We start from the raw sequence: 23,809 nt of genomic DNA, 5'->3' as shown, positions 1-23,809 counted from the left end.
TTTTTAATCTTCTCTTATCCAATTCCTTTGTATACAATGCTCATAATAAACACCAGGACGGCGAGTCCCACGTAAATATATTTTGCAGCAAAGCAAAACAGCTTCCCAACCGGCTTTTTCCGGCCGGTATTCAGCTCCTCTCCGATCCTGTTTATTCCCAGAACCCAGTAGATCATGATCGCGCAGAGCACGGCTCCGAACGGCACGACGTAGATCGTTATCATATCCATCCAGGACCCCATATACGGCTCATACTCGATGAAAAGTCCGATCAGGAACACGAGACATCCCACGAGAAGAACCGCCTTCTTCCGGTCGAAATGCAGATGAGTCTGAACCGCTTCCGCACACACCTCGAACATGTTGACGAGGGACGTGATTCCTGCAAACAGCACGGATAAGAAAAACAGAACGGCCACCCATCTTCCGGCCGGTATCTGCGCGAAAACCTTGGGAAGCGTGATGAACATGAGCGGCGGACCGCTGGCCGGATCCATCTGAAACGCAAACACCGCCGGAATGATGGCAAAGCCTGCGAGCAGGGCCGCCACCGTATCGAGCAGAGCGGTCGTCATGGCCGCCTTCGGTATATCTTCCTTCTTGTCCAAATAACTGCCGTATATGATCATTCCAGATCCGGTAATCGACAGGGAGAAGAATGCTTGTCCCATCGCCATCACCCACGTCTCCGGCTTAAGCAGAAGCTCCCAGCGCGGGATCAGCAGATACTCATACCCGGCAAGGGCGCCGTCCAGGAAGAACACCCGCACCGCGATAATCACGAACAGGATGAAAAATGCAGGCATCATAATGCGGTTGACCTTCTCGATCCCCTTCAGGACACCGCCCACCAGCACCACCATAGTGATTACCACCACCATGAAATGCCACGGTACGCTGCCGAAATGGCCGGTCGCCTGGGAGAAATAGACCTCTGCCTCCATCCCCATCATAACTCCCGACAGAGAGCCAAACAGGTAACGGAGCACCCAGCCTACGATAATCGCATAACCGATCGCGATTCCCAGAGAACCGATCAGAGGGATGGCGCCAAGAAGTCCCCCGCCTCTTCTCCCTCTGCTCTTCAGCGCATAGCCGTAAGAACCGATGGGTCCGGTCCCAGTCAGTCTTCCGAATGCAAATTCCCCCGACAGCCCTACCATACCGAATAGAAAGATAAATCCGAAATAAACGAGTAAAAAAGCTGCGCCTCCGTACTGCCCCACGCGGTAGGGGAACATCCAGATGTTCCCCATTCCGACCGCAGAGCCCACGGAGGCCAGTATAAATCCAAGCCGCGAGCCGAACTTGCCGTTCTTCCCCGCAGTATGTGTTTTTTCTGACATGTCTCTTTGTACCTTACTCCTTGATTTTATCGCTGGCCTTCCTCATTGGGCGGCCTCTTTCCCGGCCTTTTTATCGGCCTTCTTTCTTATGCTTCCTCTGTTTCGCGTTTCTCTGCCACTTCGCCCTGCTTCTTGTAGATGCAGCCGCCGTCAACACAGCCTCTCACGCTGGAAAGCGGATAGATATTGGATTTCGGTCCGATTACGGTTCCTGGATTTAAGACTGAGCCGCAGCCGACTTCCACGAAATCACCCAGGATTGCGCCGAATTTCTTTAATCCGGTCTCGATATCTCCATCCTCTGCGTGGACTTTAACCAGAGTCTTGTCAGACTTCACGTTGGAGGTGATGGAACCGGCACCCATGTGTGACTTATAGCCCAGGATGGAGTCGCCTACGTAGTTGTAATGCGGTACCTGAACGCCGTCAAACAGGATAACGTTCTTTAACTCACAGGAGTTTCCCACAACGGCGCCTTCACCAACGATGACGTTGCCGCGGATAAATGCGCAGTGACGGATCTGTGCGCCCTTACAGATGATTACGTTATCGGCCAGACACGCGGTCGGCGGCATCTTGACGGATTTGTGAATCCAGATGGATTTGCCCATGCGGTTGTATTCGTCTTCCGGAAGCAGCTCGCCGAGGGAGGTAATATACTCACCGATCTTCGGGAGGATCTCCCACGGATACGTGTTTCTTTCAAATAAAAGTTTTGCTATGGTATGGCTGGTATCAAATAAGTCCTGGATTTGCATATCTTCTTTTTTCATGGTCTTAAGTCTCCTATTTTGTTTTTTTATAATTAGCCGCCGCCGCATCAAAAGCGCCCCGAAGGCCGTATTGATTGTTCAGCCTTAATACATTGGCCGTGCGTCCAGCGACAAAATTCTCGAGTTTCTGCATGTATTCGTCGGAGGTAATGCTTCCCTCCGCCACGTAGGTAAGCCCTTTTTCCCAGCTGGCCGTCAGCTCCGGATTCAAAAGCTGGCGGATCGAGGCGTTTACCACGTCAAAGATCATCTCCCCTAATAGTGTCGGGGTAATAACCTGGGTCTTCTGGTTCAAAGCCAGATATTTAATATTGAACAGCTTCTTTAAAATCTCGGCACGGGTCGCACTGGTACCGATGCCGCTTCCCTTGATCTGGGCCCGCAGCTCATCGTCCTCGATCAGCTGGCCCGCATTCTCCATAGCCAGAATCATGGAACCGGAGGTGTAGCGCTTGGGAGGTGATGTCTCTCCCTCCTTGATGGCCAGACTCTTAAGCGGGATTACGGCGCCCTTCTTCAGAGTCCCCAGCATGGCGATGAATTCCGGATTATCCATGTTTTTCTGTGTGGAATCCGTGCTGCCCTCCTCGGAGTCTCCGGAGGCATTCTCCGCCTGTCCGTCCTTTGGTTTGGCATCCGTTTTTTTCTTGCTTCCCGAAACATCCGCCACCTTTAAGTATCCCGCCTCCAGCATGACGCGGAAATTAGCGTAAAAGTGTTCCTTATCGATAACCAGCTCCAGTGCGTATTTCTGGTAGATGGCCGGAGGATAAAAGATGCTTAAAAATCGTCTGGCAATTACCTCATAGACCTTCGCGGAAAGCGGCGACAGGCTTCGTAAGGCCCCCATGCCCTGTCCGGTCGGTATGATCGCGTAATGGTCCGTAATCTGTTTATCATTCACATACCGCGTTTTTGCAATCCCTTTAAAGGAACCGGACTCCAGTGCTTCGGCCGCGAATCCGGCCAGTGGTTCAAAGTTCTTTAAGCCTCCGATGTTCTTGTAGATCTCCTTCGCCACCGCGGTGGAAAGGACTCTGGCATCGGTTCTCGGATACGTTACCAGCTTCTTCTCATACAGTTCCTGGACGACCTTCAAGGTCTCATCCGGACTGATCTTAAACATCTTGGAGCAGTCATTCTGAAGCTCCGCCAGGTTGTAAAGAAGCGGAGGATTCTTCGTCTCCTTCTTCTTCTCAATGGCCTGCAGCACCGCATTCATGGGCTGAACCGCGGAAAGTGCCTCGATTAAGGCTTCCGCTGTCTTTCTCTCTTTAAATCCGTTCTCCTTATAGAGATACGGGGATTCAAAATATCTGGAGCCCGGGGCACTTTTCCACTCTCCGTCAAAATCCATGTCCTGAGGAGAGAACGTACCGATCACCCGGTAAAACGGAGTCTTGACAAAGTCCCTGATCTCCCGCTCCCGTCGGATTACCATGCCCATAACACACGTCATGACGCGTCCCACGGAAATCACTGTGTTCTTTCCGGTTCTTAAGTAATTCGAAATATTCTGCCCATACTTTAGTGTGAGCAGACGGGAAAAATTAATTCCCATCAAATAATCTTCTTTTGCCCTTAAATAGGCTGAGGCGGAAAGATTATCGTATTCCGTCTCATCTTTTGCCTCCCTGATTCCTCTTAAAATCTCTTCCTCTGTCTGAGAGTCGATCCATACCCGCTTCTGGGCCTTATCCTTCACATCAGCCATCTGGGCCACCAGACGGTAAATATATTCTCCCTCGCGTCCCGAGTCGGTGCAGACATATATCGTATCCACGTCCGGCCGGTTCAGCAGACCGCTCACGATTTTAAACTGTTTTTCGACGCTGGGAATCACTTCGTATTTAAATTCCTTCGGTAGAAAAGGCAGAGTCTCGAGACTCCATCTCTTGTATTTTGGATCGTAGCATTCCGGATAGCTCATGGTAACTAAATGGCCTACGCACCATGTGACAATTGCCTGTTCCGATTCAATATAACCATCGCTGCGCCTTCCGTTTATCTTAAGCGCGTTGGCAAATTCCTGTGCTACACTTGGTTTTTCTGCAATGTATAAAGATTTTGACATGTATATCCCCACTGATTTCTATTCATAACCCGTCTATTATACCATTGAAAATCCGGAATATCAATGATACAATTATAAACAATTCTATTTCTATTTTATTACGTTAAAGTGAAGGAGTCCTATTATGTCTATTGCAAAAGTAAAAGAATATCTGAGAGATTATGGCAGAGACTGTGACGTACAGGAGTTTCCGGTGTCCAGTGCCACGGTGGAATTAGCGGCCAAAGCGCTGTCTGTAGAACCTGCCCGCATCGCCAAAACCCTTTCTTTTCATGGAGATGAAACGAACGGCTGTATCCTGATTGTCACAGCCGGAGACATGAAGATCGATAACGCCAGGTTTAAGAAACAGTTCGGTTTTAAGGCCCGGATGCTGGGCGCCGAGGAAGTCGCCATGCTGACCGGCCACGAGGTGGGCGGTGTCTGCCCGTTCGCCAATCCGGAACACGTGACGACTTACCTGGATGTCTCCATGCAGCGGTTCCCCTCCGTATTTCCGGCGGCCGGAAGCGCCAGCTCCGCGATTGAGCTTACCTGTGAGGAGCTCTTTAAGTATTCACAGGCAAGGGAATGGATCGATGTCTGCAAGGCAAAAGATGTACAGGCCATATAAAGAATGTCCAGGTTATCCAGGTTGAACTTATGATATAATTGCTTGTTTCTTTATATGAACAATGATATACTAACATTGGCTGAAGATGGTAACGTGATACAAGTAATCCATATCAGGAGGTATTCATATGTTAGAACATAGTGATTTGCAGGCAATCAGGGACATCATGAAAGAAGAAATCGGAAGGTCAGAAAATCTTGTTCAAGATATTATAAAGACCGAGATTGGTGGATCAGAAAATCTTCTCAAAGATATTATAAAGACCGAAATCGGAAGGTCAGAAAATCTTCTCAAGGATATTATAAAGACCGAGATCGGAAGGTCAGAAAATCTTCTCAAAGATATTATAAAGACCGAGATCGGCAGATCAGAAAATCTTCTCAAAGATATTATAAAGACCGAGATCGGCAGATCAGAAAATCTTGTATTAAATGAGGTTGACAGAGTACAGGAGAATCTTGAAACGAAGATGGAACAGCTCAAAAGAAATATGGATGAGTTGACACAGTATTATCGGACGGTAAAACTAGATCATGAAAACAACGCCCTTTTCCTTCAGATGATTCAGGAAATCAAAAAAGAAGTGAATGAACTCAAAATGAAAATCGCATAAACATTCCAAATGAAAGTATTGCATTCCTGGCAAAAGCAAGTAAAAGAAGAGGCAGTGAAAAAGAGTTGATCTAACTCCATTTTTAGCTGCCTCTTCCGCTCCTATCGCAGTTTGTCATTTTAAACACATCTTTATCCTGTATACTGGCTTGCCTGCATCTGAAACATCTCCGCGTACTTCCCGTTTAAGCGCATCAGCTCCTCATGATTTCCATCCTCTGTGATCCTTCCGTTTTCCAGAAAGATAATCCGTCTGCAGAACTTGCAGCTGGAAAGGCGGTGTGAGATGTATACGGCAGTGCGTCCTCCCGTCAGTTCACTGAAACGCCCATACACCTCTTCCTCCGCGTACGGATCCAGAGCCGCTGTCGGTTCATCCAGCACAATAACCGGGGAATCCTTATACAGCGCTCTGGCAATCGCCAGCTTCTGAAGCTCTCCACCCGAAAATTCCGTCCCGCTTTCCTCAAACTGCTTTCCAACGAATGTCTTGCTTCCATTCGGAAAAGTCTGAACTTTTTCAAAGATCCCTGCATTCTTAAGCGCCGATTCCAGGCGTTTCTCTGAGACAGCCGTTCCGGCAGCCACATTTTCTTCAATGCTGAATTCAAATATCTTAAAATCCTGAAATACCACGGATAAAAGCTTCCGGTACACTAGAGAATCAATCGTATGGATATCCACGCCGCCGATCAGGATCTGACCGCCAGTCGGTTTGAACAATCTGGACAGCAGCTTGATCATGGTGGTTTTTCCAGCGCCGTTTCTGCCCACGACAGACAGGCTCTCGCCCGGCTTCAGTTCGAAGTTCACATCACTTAAGATGTCGCGTTCTGTTCCCGGATACCGGAACGACACATGACGAAATTCCAGAGTTAGCTGGCTGGTGTCAATGTCCTTTTGGCCTTCCATCTCCGTTTCCACCGGAATCTCCTCCAGTTTCACGAATTCTTCCAGGTAACGGCAGTCCTGTCTCAAACGCACGATAATATTCAGCAGATTTGCTGTGGAACTGGAAAATGTCGCCGCCGCTCCCGTATACATACTGAAGCTGCCAATGGTAATACCGGTCAGCAAAGCCTTCACGCCGATGTATCCGTACACAAACGCACTGCGGAACGCCTCTAAAATCCTGGAAATCCCTTCAAACCTCCGTTTCAGCTCCATGGTCTGCTTCTTGAACTTGAATATGTTGTCGTCACATTCGTTATTGCGCTTCATCAGCAGTTCATGGAGGCGAAACAGCCGAATATCCTTTCCAGGTCCAAAATCTTCGAGAATCTGATAGTAATAGATAAAGAAGCGCTCCATACTTACGGATTCTTCGTGAATCTCCATCTCCTTTTTCTGATATCCTTTGTTGAGCCAGGCGATCACAATTGTGGGAATCATGATGACTATCAGGCTGATCACATCGAAGCTTAAGAGAATTCCAACGGCCCCTGCTGCCGTAAGGACACAGCGGATCAGTTCGGGAAACTGGCGCACAATATAGAGATGAGTCATTCGTTCCCGGATGGGAAGCATGGCTTTATCCTTCTGCTCTATGTACTTCGTATCCTCCAGATTCTCGTAGGCCACCCCCATGTTGTGGCTGCCGATGTCATACTCAATCTTAACCAGAATATCCCTTGTCACCGCATTCATATACCGTTTCAGCGCGCCTGCCGCCATCGATAAAAACAGCGCTGATAACGCGGCCGCCGCCACATACCCGGCCAGAAGGGAAAGACGTTTCTCTCCCATCATCTCATCGATCATGTATTTGGGAAAGAGTATTGCCACAAATGGAAGCGCCGCCTCCAGCATGGATTCCACAAACGCGGCCAGAACGTAGCCTGGCGATGCCTGAACTACTTTTTTAGCCAGAAATTTCAAATTATAAAGTTCTTTTTTTATGTTATGCTTCATGCGTCGCCTCCCCCTCCTCATAATATTTCTTCTGAGCCATAAACATCTGGTAATACTTTCCCTTCTTTTCCAGAAGTTCCTCGTGAGTTCCCAGCTCCGCCACACGTCCCCCGTCGATCAGTGCAATCTCATCACAGAATCTGGTGGAGGCCAGTCGATGGGATATAAACAGCAGTGTCCGGCCTTTTGAAATCTCCGCCAGCTCATGATACAGAGTATATTCCGCATGGGCGTCGAGGGCCGCCGTCGGCTCGTCAAAAATCAAGATCTTTCCATTTTTGTAAAGTGCCCGGGCGATTCCAATCTTCTGTTTTTCTCCTCCGGATACATCAACGCCGTCATGGTAGAGATACTTTGTCAGCGGAAGATCCGGATTCTTCCCGTGCTGTTCATAAAACGCCGAAAGCCCGGCTTCCTCTATGGCGGCCAAAAGGCGTTCTCCATCCGCACCGTCCTCCTCACAGGTGATATTTTCCTGGAAGGTCATGGCAAATAAGTTGATGTCCTGAAATACAGCTGCCAGCAGATTTCTGTAGTCCTGAAGTGCAAAACGGCGGATGTCGGTTCCATTTAGAAGAATCTCCCCCTCCGTCGGGTCATAGAGCCGTGTAACCAGCTTGACCAGTGTCGTTTTTCCTGCCTGTGTCAAGTAAGAACCAAAAAAAATCATAAACTATCTAAAAAAGCACAGCTAATAAGCAAGTTCTGTTGCTGATTAGTTCTACTTTTTTAATGGTACACCGCACCATAAATTAGTGCGGTTGTATATTATCTCCCCCCTTGTACCATGGGAGCATGTAGATTAGGTATAACCACAACCTTCCTGACACTTTACAGCGCCTTTACTTGCTGCTCATGCCTCCAGCGCTACCTGGACCGCGATTCAATTATTACGGAGGTATCATTATCATCTTGGGTTTTAGACCATTGGTTATATGATCCATGAGAAAGTGCCGCTCATACCTTTTACTTCTTCTATTACGATTCCTGGTGTTTACCTTATACTTGCATTTAAGGCAGGTAGCTCGTGGCGTAGCTAATTACTTTCTCTTCATGCTTAAAAGCATGTCCAAAACGTTTAGTATCTCAAAAGATGATTTTCAATATGCCATTTATGACACAAATAAGACAAAAAACATCTACCATGCTGATATTCTATTGTCAAAGTACGCAAACCTGAATCATTCAATTCAGTAACACATCAGTTAATCATTGCTAAATTGCCTGATGCTTATAAGCCTATTTTACGATGATTACCTATACTTATCCATTGACTATCAGTCCATAAATAATTAGTACACAATACAACAAGGGCCTTCCACTAACTCCTAAAGGATTGATGGGTCTGTTTTTATGATACAGTAATATAAATCTAAGAAATTATGTAATTTATTTTTAATTTTATATATTGTATAATAAGATAAAATTAAAAGATTTAGAGGATATATTAATGAAGATACTATTACGAATTAAATTTATCTGTTATGTTTTATATTATTATTTTTATACTAATCTACATCTTATGATTAATTTAACACTTACCATAATTATTATAACCGTAACACCTAATATTCTTTTAAAAATTGTGGCACCAATACCTATATTACTAATATTCAATTTTGTTATTTTTCCAATAAAAAAGTATGGAACTCATTTGCAGCTAATTAAGTCAGGAAAAACTTATGAATTAACTATGTGTGGAAAAATAAAAGATTTATCTAAAGAGGAAATACAACATCATTTCTTAAATAGTCTTGAAGAAGTTATTGATAACCCTTCTATCTTTCAATTAAAGAGCAAAATTCGTGTCCACACACATGGTTTGTTTGCAACTAAACTTTTTGAGGCTTTATACAAAGCGCATAACATTGATTACAACAGCAAATTATGGCGTGAAGGGATCGCCAATGGTTTTTTTGAATTAGAGCAATTTAAAATTGAGATTTATAAGAAGAAGGGCAAAAATATTATGATTGCTGGAAATTATGGATACAGTGTTATATTAAAAGATGAAAAACTAATTCAGGCTCTTAAGCACATAGAAAGATCCATTGATTATTATGACATAATTTTACCTCCTGATGTATTTAGAGTAACCAAAAATACATAGTATAAAATCAATCTGCTTAAATTAATCATTTTTAATTTGATTTTCAGTCAGGGGACTGCACTATACTCTTACTGATTAACACAAGAATGAAAGAAAACGGTATCATTTCGAAAAAGTATTTGGCTGCCATTTGAAAAGGCGCTGTACGGCATAAACCTGACAGCGCCTTTCTAATCGTTTCATAAATCACTTTGTAATTTCTTAAATATAGTAAACCAAAGTTATTATTTTTCTTTATCTATTGTAATTTTTCCTTATTTCGTTATTTCATGTAACTATTTCTCAGCACGCTATTCTCTCATAGATTTTATCAATTTCGTCCTGAAATTTAAAAATAATCTCTATATCGTGATTCCTATCCACTAATACCTTCTCAATGAAAGCATCGGCTATATCTGACGTAAGTATTTTTTCTTCCTTGTATTTTTCAACCAATCCAGCATATTCTGAACTAAATATAAAATTATCTTCATTATGCCTGTTAATATCATCTTCTATTTCAGCAATACGTTTATCCAATACGTCTATTTGCTTTGTCAGATCATCTTTTCTTTTCATATATTCCTTTTTTGTAAGCTGCTCTGATTTATATTTCTCATACAATTCCATCTTTTGACAACTTATTAAGTCAACAGATTTATGAAGACATGCCATTTCTTCATGCCGATCAGTTATATTACTCTTTAAAGACTTTTTAATGTTTCTTTCATTATCCAAAAATAAGTATATATTAAACTGTAATGCTTTAAAAACCGCTGCCTCCAAAACTGATGTCTGAATAGGTTTCGTAGTACAGACCGAAAAGGGATTTTCCCGTTTGTCCAAGCAAACGTAAACATCATAATTATATTCTAATCTTCTAGTCATGCCACAACCACATTCTGTACAATAAACCTTTTTATATAGTGCAGAAACTCTTTGCCGTTTGGTTTTTTTATGGCCAGCCTTTTCAGCTCTATCATCAAGCCAGTCATTCACACTATCAAACTGCTCTGTCCTGATAATGGCTAGCTGCCTATTCGGAACCAAAACTTGCTGATCCCGTTTAATAACACGAGTCTTCTTTGTACCCAAAGAACAGCTCTCCACTGTATGACGCACAGAATATCCTAAATAGGTTTTATTCCTTGCTATTTTAAGGATCGTTGCTCTATTCCATACAGATTTTTTACTAACCTTACTCAACTTCACTCCATACCTACTCGTTAAATAAATACTGGGGGGTTCTATCTTCTTTTCTGCCAGGAAGCAGATGATGTATTTATAACTTTTTCTCTGTTCCAAAAAATCCATTATCATCTGAACAACCGTAGCAGCTTCCCAATCTACTTCATATTCACGTTCCTTGGTATACCGATATCCATAAGTTGGTATCGGTCCATTATGCTTTCCCTGTTTGGCCTCTTCCATTTTGATTTTTTTATGCGCATATGAAAGCTGCATTGGATATATACCATTAATCAAATTTTTAAACTTATTTTCAAAGTCCAAACCATACGGATAGTCATTACTATCGTAATCGTCATTTACCGCAATATAGCGCACTTCCAAAAATGGGAATATTTTCTCTAAATAATTTACCGTATCAATAGTATCACGTCCCAAACGTGAAAAATCTTTAGTTACTACAACGATCTTATTGCCATATAAACTTCTAATTTTTTCCATCATTCTCTGGAAATCAGGACGTTCAAAATTCGCCCCTGTGTAGCCATCGTCAATAAACTCCTTTACTTCATAATCTGAAAATTCGTCCTTCTCTTTTTGGAAACGCTGCAATAATCTTCGTTGATTCCCAATGCTGCAGCTCTCATCGTCCCCATCCTCCTTTGAAAGACGTTCATAGAAAAACAAATATTTTTTTATCATTATCATACCACCTCGCATTCTACATCTATGTTAAATATGTCTTTAAATTTAAAGATAACCTCAATAGACGTTTTATCTACAACCCTAACTTCCGCAATCAATTCATCAATCACCTCTGCGGTGATACAAATATTTCCATGAATATCCAGTAAACTCGAAATCCATTTATTCTTCATAGAATACTTCCGGACTGCATCATTAAGTTCCATATCCAGCTTTCCTTTTTTCTCGATCAACTCTTCTCTTTGTTCTGAATACTGATTTTTAATTTGAAGATATTCTCTTTTATCCAAAAGTCCACCGACATAATCTTCATATATCTGCTGTTGTTTTACCGTTATTCTCTGCAACTCATCATCTGCTATTGCCATATTCTGTTGAAATTCCCTCTTTAGTTTAGTTAGAAATATGCCTTTTTTATATAACTTTCTTTCCTTCATTGCAGCTTTTACCCATCTATCCAAGAGAACTGTTACAGCTTTCAGAATATATTTTTCATTGACAAATTGAGCTTTACAGATACTTGGAGCTATATCATGTCCTGGGCAATGATACTCAAATCCCAACCCTTTTTTGGTCTTATACCTGTGTTGGCTCATATTTCTTCCACAAATACCACAGATTATTTTTCCGCCAAACAATCCAAGTTTCTTGTCGTTCTCTCGATTAAAATTATTTACCCACGCCTGTTTCGCAAGCTCCTGTGCTTCATCGTAAACTGATTGTCCAATGATACGCGGCAAAACGTTCTCATCTATGATCCACTCTTGCCGAGGGACCCTTCTGATTTTTTGGTTTTTGTAATAACTCTGCTCTGTTTTATGAGTTACCAGGCACCCTATGTAGGCCGGATTCTGAATTATTTTTGATATTGTATTACCAGTCCATAAATATTTCTCGGGATTCTTTTCTACCTTGTCTTGTTTTCCGTGTTTTATAAGATAATATGCTTGCGGACAGGGAATTCTCTCTTCATTAAGTTGCTTTGCCAGCCTAAAATATGTATATCCTTCTAAGACAAACATATTAAAAATGCGTATCAATACAACTGCGGCCTCATCATCACGGACAAGTATCTTACTGTTTTTTTGAGAACGTGCAAATCCATACGGTGGTCTTGCTCCCCAAAACTCTCCGCTTCCTCGATTCAGTTCATGAGCCTGTGACAACTTTTTCGATGCGACCCGAGCATAATACTCATTTGCCAGATGTTTAATAATATAAATCATCCTGTCTTTGCTACAGCGCGGATCTGCGCTGTCATATGCATCATCAATACTGATAAATCTTACGTCGAGGGAAGGAAACACAACTTCCAGAAGTTCAAGAGCCTCCAGGGAGTTTCTTCCAAACCGGCTGAAATCCTTGACGATGACTGCATTGATCTTCCCGCGTTTGATATCTTGAAGCAATTCATTAAATCCGGGACGGTCGAATGTTGTTCCTGAAATGCCATCATCATAATATTCTCCCGCCAGTAAGCCGTCCTGTATATTTTTCCTGATAAAATCCCGGTTCCTCTGAAGTTGATGTATAATAGAATCATCAATACCCACTTTGTTGCTTTTCACTGATAATCTTGCGTAGGATGCCCATCGGTTCTCTCTAAAAACAGGAGCTGATCTTTCTGCTTTAGAACTTTTTCTACTTGTTCTAGCCACACAAAACACCTCCTTCTCCTATTTGATTCAAGAAGCCTTGCATTTTGGCGTTGGGCAGTTCGTAATGAATCTGTTTGATCTTTTCTATTACTTGCCTGTATTCGTCTTCAAACCAGAATGTCACTTCCAGATTTCCCTGGGCCGTAACCTGTATGTCTTTAATAAAGCTGACCACCAGTTTTCGGTCGAGTTCCTTGATCTGACCAAATTTCAGAAAATGTTCAATCCAGTTATTCTGTCCACAGATATTTCGGAATATATTTCTGCTCTCCTCTTCCTGATTTTCCATCAACTGTTCCAATTCTCCACAGCGCTCTGAATACTTTTTTTTCATCTGCAGATACTCCTCTTTAGTAAGAATTCCCTCTTGGAAACTTTCGTAAAGAGACGTAGACAGTTTCAGATTCCATTGGTACTCCTTTTTTAACATTTCCATCCGGTTACTTTCTTTTTCAACTTTGCGGTCAGAAAACGGAATTGTCTCCACATATTGTAAAATTGACTTCAAGTTTACCATCATAGAAATTTGGTGTCGGATCAGCAGAAGCATACTTTTTTTAAGCTTTGCTTCAGATACACGGTGTGGTGAAGAACACTGCTCTTTATGATCCCTATTTGTTGAGCACACATAGTATCCGTATTCCTTCCCATTATACTTTGCAGGTTTTCTCACAAGTGACTGATGGCAGTCCGCACATTCAAGAATACCCGAAAAAAGGTAAACCGTATCCTGCCCTGGCGCAGTCCGCGTGTCTTTTTCCAAAAGATGATTAACAATCATAAAATCAATCCAGCTTACAATTGGCGGAATAGCCCCCTCCACAATGTCCCACTCTTCCTCAGTCTTATATATTGTTTTATGTACCTTAAAATTGGGAGTTGTGGTTTTTCCCTGAACCAATATTCCCACGTAGGCAATATTACATAGTATCCGCCCCACCGCCACTGCCGTCCAATGGCTGCGCTCATACAATTTGAAGGTTGTTTTATATGGGATACCTTGTGACACCTTGTAATCTGCAGGCGGCAAAAATCCAAGGCTATCCAATCTCCTGGCTATGGCATCCTGGCTAAGACCGCATATTTTCCATGCAAAAATGTCCCGAACCACCCCAGAAGCAATAGGGTCGAGGATCAGCCTGTGACGGTCTTCCGGGTCTTTTTGGTAGCCATAATATGCATATGCCCCAACAAAAAGCCCCTGCTCACGCATAGCTTTTAATGTGTTCCGGATACTGATGCTTGTATTTGCCGGGTAACTCTCATTTAGTAAACTTTTAATGGGTAAAGTCAGAAAATCCTGTTTACAGGATTCATCGTCACTGTCATAGTTATCATCGATTGCTACGAAACGGATCCCCCACTCAGGGAACCGGCGTTGGACATACCGCAGCACTTCCGTAAAGTCTCTTCCCAATCGGCTCAAGTCCTTCACTATAATACAGTCGATCATGCCCTTCTTGATCAATTCCAGCAAATTCTGAAAACCTGGGCGCTTGAAATTAGTACCGCTATATCCATCATCAATCTCCTCACCGACCAATTGGATTTCTGGATGATTTTCCTTATAACGGTTAACTATGACTCTTTGATTTTTGATACTGTCACTCTCGATTTGATCGCCATCTTCTACCGATAGGCGCAGATAAGAGTACGTTCGAAAGATATGATTATACTTTTTAAACATAAAAACAGCTCCTAACCACTTATTAGTCAGCTGTATGACCCTCCTGAAACGGACGGCTATACACCAAATAAGTAGCAGGAACCTGCTTAATCTTTAGTTCTATTCCGCCTTTATTCTACCATGATCCAAATCAGTTGTCCATACCATCTAACATAATCACCTACTTTTTATTTTTTCTCATTTGTGTTCTTATTCAAATCTCTGCTTTTTCCACTAAATTTTCGATAATATCAGATAGTGTTTTCCCTGTATTTGAATAAGCAACTTTTATTTTCATATTTCCCACCCGAAAAAAATATGGATTGATTCCACTTTCCAACAGCATTTTAATGCGCTTTTCTTTGGGCTGGGAAGTATCAACTCTTATACTGTTCAAATCCACCAATGTATTTGGATCCATCTGATCTATACTTATATTTTGTAATTCTTCTAATTCTTCAACGGTCAGCATTTTTAACTCCTATTAACTTATAATAAGCACAATTACAAAGACAATAATTGAATTAAACATAAATGCCAAGTCAATTAGAAAAAAATGGGCCACCAATATATGTATTCTTTCATCTTGTTCTCCTTTAATGCCAAAAATGTCATGATCATAACATATCATTATCCAGTTATTATTTTCCGCTTGCAGTAAGTCCAGTTTTTATCATATTTTCTTTCATACTTACAGCCATATTCAATAAAAAGGCCACTTCTCTTCCGGAACAGTCTTTAATGATCTCCATAAAATCCGAAATATATTTTTTCGTTTCTTTCCCATCATCTGCCCCTGCAACAAAAACCGGATATACATCTAATGCCTGTAATACATTTAAATATGACTCCATACTTAAATTTCTTAGGCCATTCTCTACTTTGCTCATATGATTTGCCGAAACGCCTGCTAATTCTGCAAGTTTTTCTATTGTAAGTCCTTTTGTCTCTCGCACTAACCGGATATTTTGGGCAATATCAAAACTGTTAAGTATCATATCCCTCTGTTCCTCCTTTTCATTTGGTAGTATTTTACAGTATTAAAGTATATTTTAAAATGGACTGGCTGGAATAATTCTACATGAATTTTCCCTAAAATTATCCATTTCAGTTTTTTTGCTATATAACGACACTTTTTTCGTGCAAAAATATCCGATCAGCCTTCCAATCCTTTGATTTACATTTATGGTAAATAATCCCATACACAAAAAAACGCCAGGCGTAATAACCATTTGGCTGCTACGCCTAACGTTTCTTTGTGTATAATTTATCTGTCTGCCTGAGATGCTTCAAAAGCGGCTGTCCACTGCCTGACAAAATCTTTAGCTAAACCGTTGGCTCCGAATATCCGTGTAAACGGTATAGCTCCTGCCTCCATTTTCCAATACTTGCACTTAGAGGCACCGACAGTGGTAAACTAGAAAAGTGTATGATCATTTCGCATTTTTGAAAGCAGGAAAAAGTGGAAGCAGAGGATATCGTGCTTAAAAAGGCAGACTTTAAGGACTGGGAGGCGATGTACCAAAACGTTTGGTCAAGACCGGAGACCACTCTGTTTATGCAATCGTGGGTTTTCTGATACTCTATCGTTTTTCGTATCCGTTCTATCGCCTTTGTCTCATCTGTTGTGATATTCCACGTCAATTGTTGATACAATCAGTGCAGAATAGCATATTTGCTAAAAAGGCTTTTAGAAGACGAAGGAAAAAGATGGTAGTGACATGGGAAAACAGTTGTACTGGCCCTCAACTATATGGTGGAGGCTATAGTAAAATGACTGCTTGACAGATTGATGCTGACAGCCCGAGATTTTCAAATAACAGAGTTACCTGCAGCGGCTCCGCTGACTGTGCGCTGACTCTTAATCCGCAGGAGTACAGAATCAGGAGGGCACTGAAACCGTTTGACATCGGATATCAGCCTACCGATATGATTATGAAAAAATAAGCAAGGAGCAGCTTTCTATGCTTGGAGGCTGCTCCTTGCTTTTCTATTTCAGAGTGGAAGCTCTATTCTTACACTTAATCCATGCGAGACAGCACTGAAAAAACATGCTTCAGCCTCCAACAAAAACACTTATCTTGTAGCCATCTGGATTGTGTACAATACTGTTGCATATCAGATTGCTTAACATTCGTTGCAATAATGAGCTATCGCCGTTCAGTATATCATCAAAAGCACATTCGTAATAAATGCAACAACACCGATCATTACTGGCTGTATATATCGTACAGTAATGGAGAAGTAATAATTGACAGCACTTCTCTGTGGTAATCCGATTACCAAAAGTCCATCGCTTCGTTTCCAGACATGGATTGGGTAATCTTCAAGATATCAGCGGCTGAACATGGCAATAGCGGGTTGTAGATATTTCGCGTGCTCAACTGAGTCTACCCGACGCATAATGAAAAGTGTCGCCATATTAATGACTCTCCTTTAGCGAAATGACATCATGAAGCCCATTCCCTAGACAACTTATCATTTGAACAGGTATTGCGTGGAAATCTGACCTTTTTCTTTTCTTCATCTGATTTTAATTTATTTATATTATCCTTCATGGATTCCAACATGTCCATGAAAAATCTTAATTCAACCTCGGAACACTCTTTTATTAAACATATAAAACGCTCCAACAACTCCACATGCCTCTCAATTCGTTCTACTTCTGATAACAAAACAGGAACAGCTCCTAATGCTTCCAGAATCCTTGTATATGTTTTCATTCCAATGTTTCTGGAGCCAGCTTCAAACTTACTCAGATGGCTTTGAGATATTCCTGCTAATTCTGCTAGTTCTTCTTGTGTCATTCCTTTTTGCTCACGTAATTTTCTAATGTTTTCTGCAATAGAACGAATATAATCCTTCATAAGTCATTCTCCTTTTAGTCATTCAATGAGTGTATTCCGTATTATGGCATCTATGCCTGTCATGATACCGTTTCCATATATATGTACTATCAAATTTTCCCTACATACATCTTTTGTAATAAGTACTTTCATCACATCTGGTCACCCCCATGCCACATATGTAGTTTTCTTCTCTGGCACTAATGTTTTCTACAAGAACCAGGACTGGTTTTAATTAATGATACCGATTATCCCATGCTGGCTGCCATAAGTATTTCTTCCATTAAACCCGCTCTTGTGGATCACGCGCCCCACTCAGGACATGCGCTGGAGATCGGTAAGTATCTCTCTTATTATCTGCTACTATGTGAATGCTGCTGCAAATTTTACGCCGTTTCTGACGAAACTGTGGTAGTTTTAATTCTCTGATATACAGCTACGAATACCGCAGACTTGATTCATCTGCGGTATTCGTAGTTTTTCTTTCCAAGTCTGCTTAAGTGTTATTCATCACTTAATCCATTTTCCTTCTGAATCCACCTGATATCCATCCGGTGTTATATCACTTACCAGCATGTCTCCATCTCTTCCAAGATAGTACCAGTCTTCCTTATAGAAATACCACTCATTGCACTTCATAGACCCATCTGCATTGAAATAATACCATTTCCCGTTCACCAGGACCCAGGTATCGGCACACATGGCACCATCCGGATTTAACAGATACCACTTGTTCTGGTCAGACAACCAGCCGGTCTGCATATTGCTATCCTGATCAAAATGATACCATTTCCCATTTATTTTAGCCCATTCATTTGTTGCATATGTTCCAGTGCTCTTTTTAAACTTCCACGGTTCATTCTGGCCGCCCTGCCACGTTCCGGTGATACTGTCATCCGGTATATAGACGCTTCCGCTGCTGTCGCTGTCGTTGTCATTGCTGCTGACCGTACGTCCCAGAACCTTAACTGTAAAGGTATCCTTAAAGGTTTTATCCTCTCCGTTTTTATCCACTCCCTCATACACCACTTTGATGGTCTTGCTTCCCTGTATTCCAAAGGACGGGATATCCAGATCGTACTCATCTTCCGTAAGCACTCTTTCCCTGCGCTCTGCATTGCTGGCGGTTGCCCGTCTTTCATAAGCGACTACTTTCATTCCCTCTGGGTCGAAGTCTTCTCCTGTCTTATAAACCGTCTTATCCGGCTTTTTCCGTACTTCTATTCCGGTTGTATAATACTCTTCCCAGACTTCTGTTACGGTTACGGTGAAGGAATCGGTAAATACTTCATTATCCCCTTCCTTATTTTCTGCCTCGTAATAAACTGTAACCTTCTTTGTCCCGTCTGTATCGAACGATTCATGCCTTATCTGGTACTCATCAGGATTTAGTGTTCGTTCGTTCCGTGATGCATTGCTGGCACTTGCCACTTCATAAGCGACTACCTTCATCCCTGCCGGGTCAAAGTCGTCTCCGGTCTCATACATTAACTTATTTGGTTTTCTCGTTACTTTAATTCCGGTTGTATAGACTTCGTTCTCCAGCGCTTCTATTACTTCCACTGTAAAGGAATCATAAAACGCCTCTTCTTGTCCATCACTTCCAACTCCATGATATACTGTGGTAACCGTTTTCGTTCCTGCAGTTTCAAAGCTCTCAGACTCTACTTCATACTCCTCCGGCGAAAGCACTCTCGAACGTGCAGCATTACTGCTGCTGGCAATTTCATAAATCGTAACTTCCATTCCCTCCGGATCAAAGCGGTCACCAATTTCATAGTTGGTACGTTCTGGTTTTTTCGTTACTTTAATACGTTCTGTGTAATATCCGGTTTCTGTTCCCTTCAGTTCATCCATTGCCTTTTTCAGCTGTTTGATCTGATCGTCCACTTCTTTCTGCGTTGCAAATACTTTTTCAGCTGTCTTTTTGGCCGCTTCGATTGCCTTTTTAACCGCTTCAATTGCCTCTGGAGAGTAGATATCCGTTTTCTCCGTTTCTTTTTCCGCCTCTTCTATCAGAGCTGTCAGGACCTCTTTATCTGATGAGGGCACCTCTGGTCTGCGCAATGCCCCGGTAACTGCAGGTACATAGAATTCTTCAATCGCCGCTAAATTTGGATGCGTTCCCGATCCATTTGTTCCCGGAAGGCCATTACTATCCAGGGAATTGAAGGTATATCGGTTCTTGTGGGGTTCCTTTCTAGTATCCAGTTCTGAATCGTCATAGAGATTGGCAACCGCTACTTCCCACTTTGCACAGGCGGCAAGCTCCAGTTCATGAAGTTTATCCTGCATTGACTCATCCCGTGAGCCAAGCTTATGTACCGCTACATAAACCAACTGAGCATCCGGCCATTTCTTCTTCATCTCATAAACCGTCTTCTCAAAAGCACCTGCAAAAGTATCTGTATCGAATCGTTCCGGATCACATTCCTCCACGATTGTGCCAAGGGACTCGCTGTCCTTGTTTAAGAGATACTCTGCGTCATTTGTTCCACCATCAAAGATAATATAATCCGGTGCTTCGTCCGGCGCACTATTTAACTGGGATAAAATCTGCCCTCCAGAATAACCGGCCTCCATAATGGTAGCCCCGTTTACCGCATATTTCTGAAGGATCATTCCCTCCTGATCTGCTATGAAATCAGCAAAGCTGTGTTTCGTATACTGATGGCCTGCAACAATACTGTCGCCAAACGCATAGAGCGTTTTTCCTTCCAGCGGCAGATCCAGTGCTGCTTCAGGAGCTGTCAGCCTGAAATTATCGATATACTGAGGCTGCCCGACCCACCAGTTGCAGGCAATCATCTTTGCAAGATTGGAAGCTTCTGTAGGAATTGCAATCTCCTGCGCTGCCACCTTGCCGTCTTTTTCCGTGATGGAATAGCTGACTGTTTTCTCCTCAAAATCAGCGTGCACACGGATCGTATACGTTGTATCCTTATTCATGTCGATATGATTCCAGGATGGTTCTTCGGCGGCTGCCGCTTTTGAATCATCTACTGCTCCTCCGGTTACGGATGGCCTTAAATCATTCTTATCTGCTGCCGCACATATCGCAAACAACAGTCTTCCGTATGAATCCCGGAATTCAAATCCCTGTTTATCTCCCTTTGTGCAGACATAATCGAATGTCATGTCAATTCCTCTTTGCCCTGTAATCTCAGGGCCAAAGGTCTTAACTGCTGTGGTTGCATTTCCCATACTGCCTGCCGTCAGTACCAGTTTTCCATTCTCAATCTTTGTTCCATGTGAAAATCCGAAATTATCAGGATCCGTCTGTTCTTCAAAGTTTTCTTCTATCAGAACATTTTCAAATGATCCCGGCATGTCTGCCATCGGAACTGTCACATCGTGCTGATTGACTTTTCCTCCCTCCAGTGTGATAGTGTCTGTTATATCTTCTTTCTCGCATTTAACCGTAATTGTAGCTACACCCGGAGCCAAGCCCTGCACAATCGAGTAAACGCCGCTCTTATTAGTCACAGCCTCAACCGTTTTATCTCCACTTGTCACTTCTACAACTGCACCCGTGACAGGATTCAATCCATCTGTAACAGTGCCGCGGAGAATTACCGCATCTGGAGCCAGGCTTAGTTCAAACATGCCGATCGTAGGTGCATTCTGATCCGCTACCGTCTGTGTCTTTGGCGAATCAAAGGTTGCCTCAGCATCCGTTTTTTCGAAAGTTGGATAATCCATTCTTCCAATATTAATACAGTCGCCCAGGTAATTCGTATCTGCCTTGTCCAGTGAAGTAAAATTAAACTTGCTTCCTTTGGATTTCAGACCATCATCTATGCTGTATCCATTCGGATCCCGGTCAACTCCCGCTGCAATCAATGGAGAGTCTACTCTGGGTCTCAATCCATTTGCCTCCAAAAGAACGCCGGTCTTGAAATTTCCCTTTCTGTTCAGAGAGGGCGCGTCTCCCTCAAACGGATCATCAGTCAGCAGAATCGGATTTTTATCCTTACTTGTAGGTGCTGTTCCGTAATATGCATTATTGTCATAGGCAAAGTTGCTGCCTCCGCTGAAATTAAATCCCTGTCCTTTTCCATCATAGAACACATTGTTAAAATAGGCGGCACTTCCACCTCCCCAGGGATCGAAATTATTGGTACCATTACCGTCTTTACTGCGGTAGAAGATATTATTATAAATCTGGAAATAGCCGCTTCCCATAGAGTAATGAACATAACTTCTTCCACAGTCCTGCACCAGGTTATAACGGATTACCCCGGAGTTAAAATGAACACCGCATAAAAGGAAGCCTTCCCCTGCATCATGAATGTAATTATACTGGATCAGAGAATTTGTTACCCGCCAGTCCGGATCTATGGCATTGTCATCGGCGCCGCCGCCCTTTTTAACCACATCAGAAATCTCATTATACTGAACTGCCACATTATCGGCAAAATACAGTTCGATTCCACAGGTTCCAATGTGTTCCAGGACATTTCTCTGAATAACGGAATCTTTACTGCTGGTCAAGTAAATACCATTGCAGGCATAGGCAGAAGCCCCCTGGTTGATGTAGTTATCCTGAATTATAATATTGCTGTGGGGATACCAGTTGGCATCGTAGTAATCCGGCGCTCCGCCTGCCCTGTTCCGATTCGCCCAACCTGGATTATTACTATACTGGCTGCCTTCACCATTCCATTGCTTAACTGTTATGCCACAGAAAGAATTATTGATAAATTCACTGTCCTCGATTACAATATCGCTGAACTGGGTTGGCTGGTTACCGCTCGGTTTCAGGCATTCGATAAGGATTCCTCCGGTACGCTTGGAGCCGTCAAGACCTGCATTGTTCACAATTCCGGCATCCTTAAGTCCGGTATCACCAATCCAACTCACTACACCGGTCACATCATGTATCAGCAAATCATGAAGATGGTAACCTTTTAAAGAAGCTACATCACGGCCCGCGATATGGATTCCCCGGTACTCACCCAACAATTTTCCATCTGCAGCGTTTCGGTCTGCATTATTAGTTTCAGGCGGTGTCCCGTCTCCGTTTCCATCTCCCGACAGTTGGGAAAAACCTTCCACGGTATTGGAGATATCCAGACCGCAGATTTCCCAGTATTCCTGATTGTACAGGCAGACCGCATCCGCAGCCTTTCCGTTTGTGGAGATTTTAGGCATAGCCCCCTCTCCGTAGCTGCCAAGAACTATTTTTTCATCCGCACTACCGCTTCCCTGTGGAAAAAGCGTCTCATTTTCCCATTCATCTCCGCAACGGAACAAGATCCTGTCTCCAGGGATAAAATGCTCGCGGTTTACCCGCCCAAGCGTCTTCCATGCAGTATTCTCCGATGTCCCCGCCGCTTCATCATTGCCCTCGCTACTCACATAGTAAGTCGTTCCTGCCTTATGCTCCTGCTGCCCCATCACTTTTACTGACTGAATGTAAACAGTTCCGCGATTCCAGCTGTCCGCATAAAACTGGATTGTATCAAGGCTGTCTGCTGCACTTCTCGCATTCTCATCGTACAACACATAAGAGCCGTCCACAGAGACACGGAACGTATTCTTTTCCAGGTTAATATCCATGCGGACGGTCTGCCACGTTCCGGGAACCGCTGTGCCTGCTGCCTGGTTGTTCGTACCATTAACATGGGTTTTATACTGGCTCCACTGGTTCGCATCATCACTTACGAAGACTGTATACGCTACCTTTCCATTTTTATCCTTAATATACGGGATACTCCACTGCTTGTTGCCTTTTTCTGTACCAAGCTTCAGTCTGGTTTCTATCGATACATAGGAGCAGTTACTTTTGTCGATTCCCAATGCACTTCTTACTAATTGCGTGACAGCTCCATCTGATGACCGTGTAAGCTTCAGGGCCTTTCCCTCTGCACTCTCACCTGCCTCAACCAGTTCTGCTGTTCCTGAACCTCCGCTGACCACCCAGCCGTCCTTTAAGTTATCCAAACTTTCCAGCCCGCTGAAATCTACGGCAGCAATTTCTTTCCAATCACTGGCGCCGGCCGTTTTTCCACCATTCCCCGGTGCAGCCAGTGTAAACATACCCGTTGCAACCGTCATGCCGGCCACAAGTACTGCCGCTATCGTACGGCGAAACCATGTTCTCTGTTTCAATCTCATACTATTCTCCCTTCCTTTTTTCTCCCTTCGCTGCGGGTACTCCCAACGAGCTTTCAGGATGTGCCTATATTCTATCCAAAACTTTCTGTTTTTCCTATGTAATTTTCCGGTAACCTTGCTGGAAAATTCCGACTTTATTATATTTTTTATAATTTTTATATTCAGCAGCCTCAAAAAAACGCCATTATAACCAAACAAAAAACACATA

Annotated in this window: 15 protein-coding genes and 1 pseudogene; 4 read left to right on the top strand and 12 right to left on the bottom strand. The window is 43.0% G+C overall.

The features are described from left to right. Nucleotides 1-14: 14 nt before the first annotated feature. The 3 genes from H8S80_RS07465 to H8S80_RS07455 all read right to left on the bottom strand — a co-directional run bounded on the left by H8S80_RS07465 (nucleotide 15) and on the right by H8S80_RS07455 (nucleotide 4,193). On the bottom strand, nucleotides 15-1,346 hold the full coding sequence (locus H8S80_RS07465) for a sodium-dependent transporter (protein WP_117631576.1): 1,332 nt from the start codon (nucleotides 1,344-1,346) through the stop codon (nucleotides 15-17). Nucleotides 1,347-1,432: 86 nt separating this feature from the next. Next, entirely contained in the window at nucleotides 1,433-2,119 is a 687-nt protein-coding gene (locus H8S80_RS07460) for an acyltransferase (protein WP_002604272.1), read from the bottom strand. 13 nt (nucleotides 2,120-2,132) lie between these two features. Then, nucleotides 2,133-4,193 carry a DNA topoisomerase gene (locus tag H8S80_RS07455; protein ID WP_117631574.1) on the bottom strand — a complete coding sequence of 687 codons (2,061 nt, stop codon included), beginning with the start codon at nucleotides 4,191-4,193 and terminating at the stop codon, nucleotides 2,133-2,135. 124 nt (nucleotides 4,194-4,317) lie between these two features. Between H8S80_RS07455 and H8S80_RS07450 the strand changes: the two genes are divergently transcribed. Together H8S80_RS07450 and H8S80_RS07445 are read left to right on the top strand one after the other, a co-directional pair. Next, complete coding sequence (locus tag H8S80_RS07450) at nucleotides 4,318-4,806, top strand: YbaK/EbsC family protein (RefSeq protein WP_002604274.1); 489 nt, start codon at nucleotides 4,318-4,320, stop codon at nucleotides 4,804-4,806. A gap of 127 nt (nucleotides 4,807-4,933) precedes the next feature. Next, a complete protein-coding gene (locus tag H8S80_RS07445; RefSeq protein WP_002604275.1) occupies nucleotides 4,934-5,419 on the top strand; it encodes a hypothetical protein in 486 nt (161 codons plus the stop codon). Between the two features lie 131 nt (nucleotides 5,420-5,550). Here the strand turns inward: H8S80_RS07445 and H8S80_RS07440 are convergent, their stop codons facing one another. Beyond that, nucleotides 5,551-7,329, bottom strand: a complete 1,779-nt coding sequence (locus H8S80_RS07440) for an ABC transporter ATP-binding protein (RefSeq protein WP_181987931.1) — start codon at nucleotides 7,327-7,329, stop codon at nucleotides 5,551-5,553. Then, the gene (locus H8S80_RS07435) at nucleotides 7,319-7,999 is read right to left on the bottom strand and encodes an ATP-binding cassette domain-containing protein (protein ID WP_117631569.1); all 681 of its coding nucleotides are present in this window, start codon (nucleotides 7,997-7,999) and stop codon (nucleotides 7,319-7,321) included. The genes H8S80_RS07440 and H8S80_RS07435 overlap by 11 nt, the downstream gene beginning before the upstream one ends. Before the next feature lie 780 nt (nucleotides 8,000-8,779). Between H8S80_RS07435 and H8S80_RS07430 the strand changes: the two genes are divergently transcribed. After that, nucleotides 8,780-9,439: a hypothetical protein gene (locus tag H8S80_RS07430; RefSeq protein WP_039892778.1), complete on the top strand. Its 660-nt coding sequence runs from the start codon at nucleotides 8,780-8,782 to the stop codon at nucleotides 9,437-9,439. Nucleotides 9,440-9,721: 282 nt separating this feature from the next. Here H8S80_RS07430 and H8S80_RS07425 read toward each other — a convergent pair whose 3' ends face one another. From H8S80_RS07425 to H8S80_RS07405, 5 genes are all read right to left on the bottom strand, one after another. Beyond that, entirely contained in the window at nucleotides 9,722-11,308 is a 1,587-nt protein-coding gene (locus tag H8S80_RS07425) for a recombinase family protein (protein ID WP_055650824.1), read from the bottom strand. A gap of 2 nt (nucleotides 11,309-11,310) precedes the next feature. Continuing rightward, nucleotides 11,311-12,969 (bottom strand): recombinase family protein, encoded by a 1,659-nt coding sequence (locus tag H8S80_RS34775; protein ID WP_080552317.1) that lies wholly within the window; start codon nucleotides 12,967-12,969, stop codon nucleotides 11,311-11,313. Continuing rightward, the gene (locus H8S80_RS07415; RefSeq protein WP_006775928.1) at nucleotides 12,962-14,656 is read right to left on the bottom strand and encodes a recombinase family protein; all 1,695 of its coding nucleotides are present in this window, start codon (nucleotides 14,654-14,656) and stop codon (nucleotides 12,962-12,964) included. Before H8S80_RS07415 ends, H8S80_RS34775 begins: the two co-directional genes overlap by 8 nt. Before the next feature lie 193 nt (nucleotides 14,657-14,849). Beyond that, on the bottom strand, nucleotides 14,850-15,107 hold the full coding sequence (locus H8S80_RS07410; protein ID WP_006775929.1) for a DUF6870 family protein: 258 nt from the start codon (nucleotides 15,105-15,107) through the stop codon (nucleotides 14,850-14,852). Between the two features lie 169 nt (nucleotides 15,108-15,276). Further along, nucleotides 15,277-15,633: a helix-turn-helix domain-containing protein gene (locus H8S80_RS07405; RefSeq protein WP_207729795.1), complete on the bottom strand. Its 357-nt coding sequence runs from the start codon at nucleotides 15,631-15,633 to the stop codon at nucleotides 15,277-15,279. A 300-nt stretch (nucleotides 15,634-15,933) separates the two neighbouring features. On the opposite strand from H8S80_RS07405, the pseudogene H8S80_RS07400 reads away from it, so the two are divergent. Then, nucleotides 15,934-16,056: pseudogene (locus H8S80_RS07400) on the top strand (hypothetical protein); the annotation flags it as partial. A 1,029-nt stretch (nucleotides 16,057-17,085) separates the two neighbouring features. On the opposite strand, the gene H8S80_RS07395 reads toward H8S80_RS07400, so the two are convergent. Continuing rightward, nucleotides 17,086-17,502, bottom strand: a complete 417-nt coding sequence (locus H8S80_RS07395; protein WP_055650823.1) for a helix-turn-helix domain-containing protein — start codon at nucleotides 17,500-17,502, stop codon at nucleotides 17,086-17,088. Nucleotides 17,503-17,991: 489 nt separating this feature from the next. Further along, on the bottom strand, nucleotides 17,992-23,601 hold the full coding sequence (locus H8S80_RS07390; RefSeq protein WP_181987958.1) for a bacterial Ig-like domain-containing protein: 5,610 nt from the start codon (nucleotides 23,599-23,601) through the stop codon (nucleotides 17,992-17,994). Nucleotides 23,602-23,809: the final 208 nt, after the last annotated feature.

The sequence above is a fragment of the Hungatella sp. L36 genome (assembly GCF_014288035.1).
Note: the sequence above shows the minus strand (reverse complement) of the source record. Positions and strands in the feature narration are given on the sequence as shown.

Coding starts and splice junctions, on each gene's coding strand:
- H8S80_RS07435 (WP_117631569.1), bottom strand. CDS start 7,999: ATGATTTTTTTTGGTTCTTACTTGACACAGGCAGGAAAAACGACACTG.
- H8S80_RS07415 (WP_006775928.1), bottom strand. CDS start 14,656: ATGTTTAAAAAGTATAATCATATCTTTCGAACGTACTCTTATCTGCGC.
- H8S80_RS07410 (WP_006775929.1), bottom strand. CDS start 15,107: ATGCTGACCGTTGAAGAATTAGAAGAATTACAAAATATAAGTATAGAT.
- H8S80_RS07390 (WP_181987958.1), bottom strand. CDS start 23,601: ATGAGATTGAAACAGAGAACATGGTTTCGCCGTACGATAGCGGCAGTA.
- H8S80_RS07445 (WP_002604275.1), top strand. CDS start 4,934: ATGTTAGAACATAGTGATTTGCAGGCAATCAGGGACATCATGAAAGAA.
- H8S80_RS07440 (WP_181987931.1), bottom strand. CDS start 7,329: ATGAAGCATAACATAAAAAAAGAACTTTATAATTTGAAATTTCTGGCT.
- H8S80_RS07465 (WP_117631576.1), bottom strand. CDS start 1,346: ATGTCAGAAAAAACACATACTGCGGGGAAGAACGGCAAGTTCGGCTCG.
- H8S80_RS07430 (WP_039892778.1), top strand. CDS start 8,780: ATGAAGATACTATTACGAATTAAATTTATCTGTTATGTTTTATATTAT.
- H8S80_RS07395 (WP_055650823.1), bottom strand. CDS start 17,502: ATGAAGGATTATATTCGTTCTATTGCAGAAAACATTAGAAAATTACGT.
- H8S80_RS07455 (WP_117631574.1), bottom strand. CDS start 4,193: ATGTCAAAATCTTTATACATTGCAGAAAAACCAAGTGTAGCACAGGAA.
- H8S80_RS07460 (WP_002604272.1), bottom strand. CDS start 2,119: ATGAAAAAAGAAGATATGCAAATCCAGGACTTATTTGATACCAGCCAT.
- H8S80_RS07450 (WP_002604274.1), top strand. CDS start 4,318: ATGTCTATTGCAAAAGTAAAAGAATATCTGAGAGATTATGGCAGAGAC.
- H8S80_RS07405 (WP_207729795.1), bottom strand. CDS start 15,633: ATGATACTTAACAGTTTTGATATTGCCCAAAATATCCGGTTAGTGCGA.
- H8S80_RS07425 (WP_055650824.1), bottom strand. CDS start 11,308: ATGATAAAAAAATATTTGTTTTTCTATGAACGTCTTTCAAAGGAGGAT.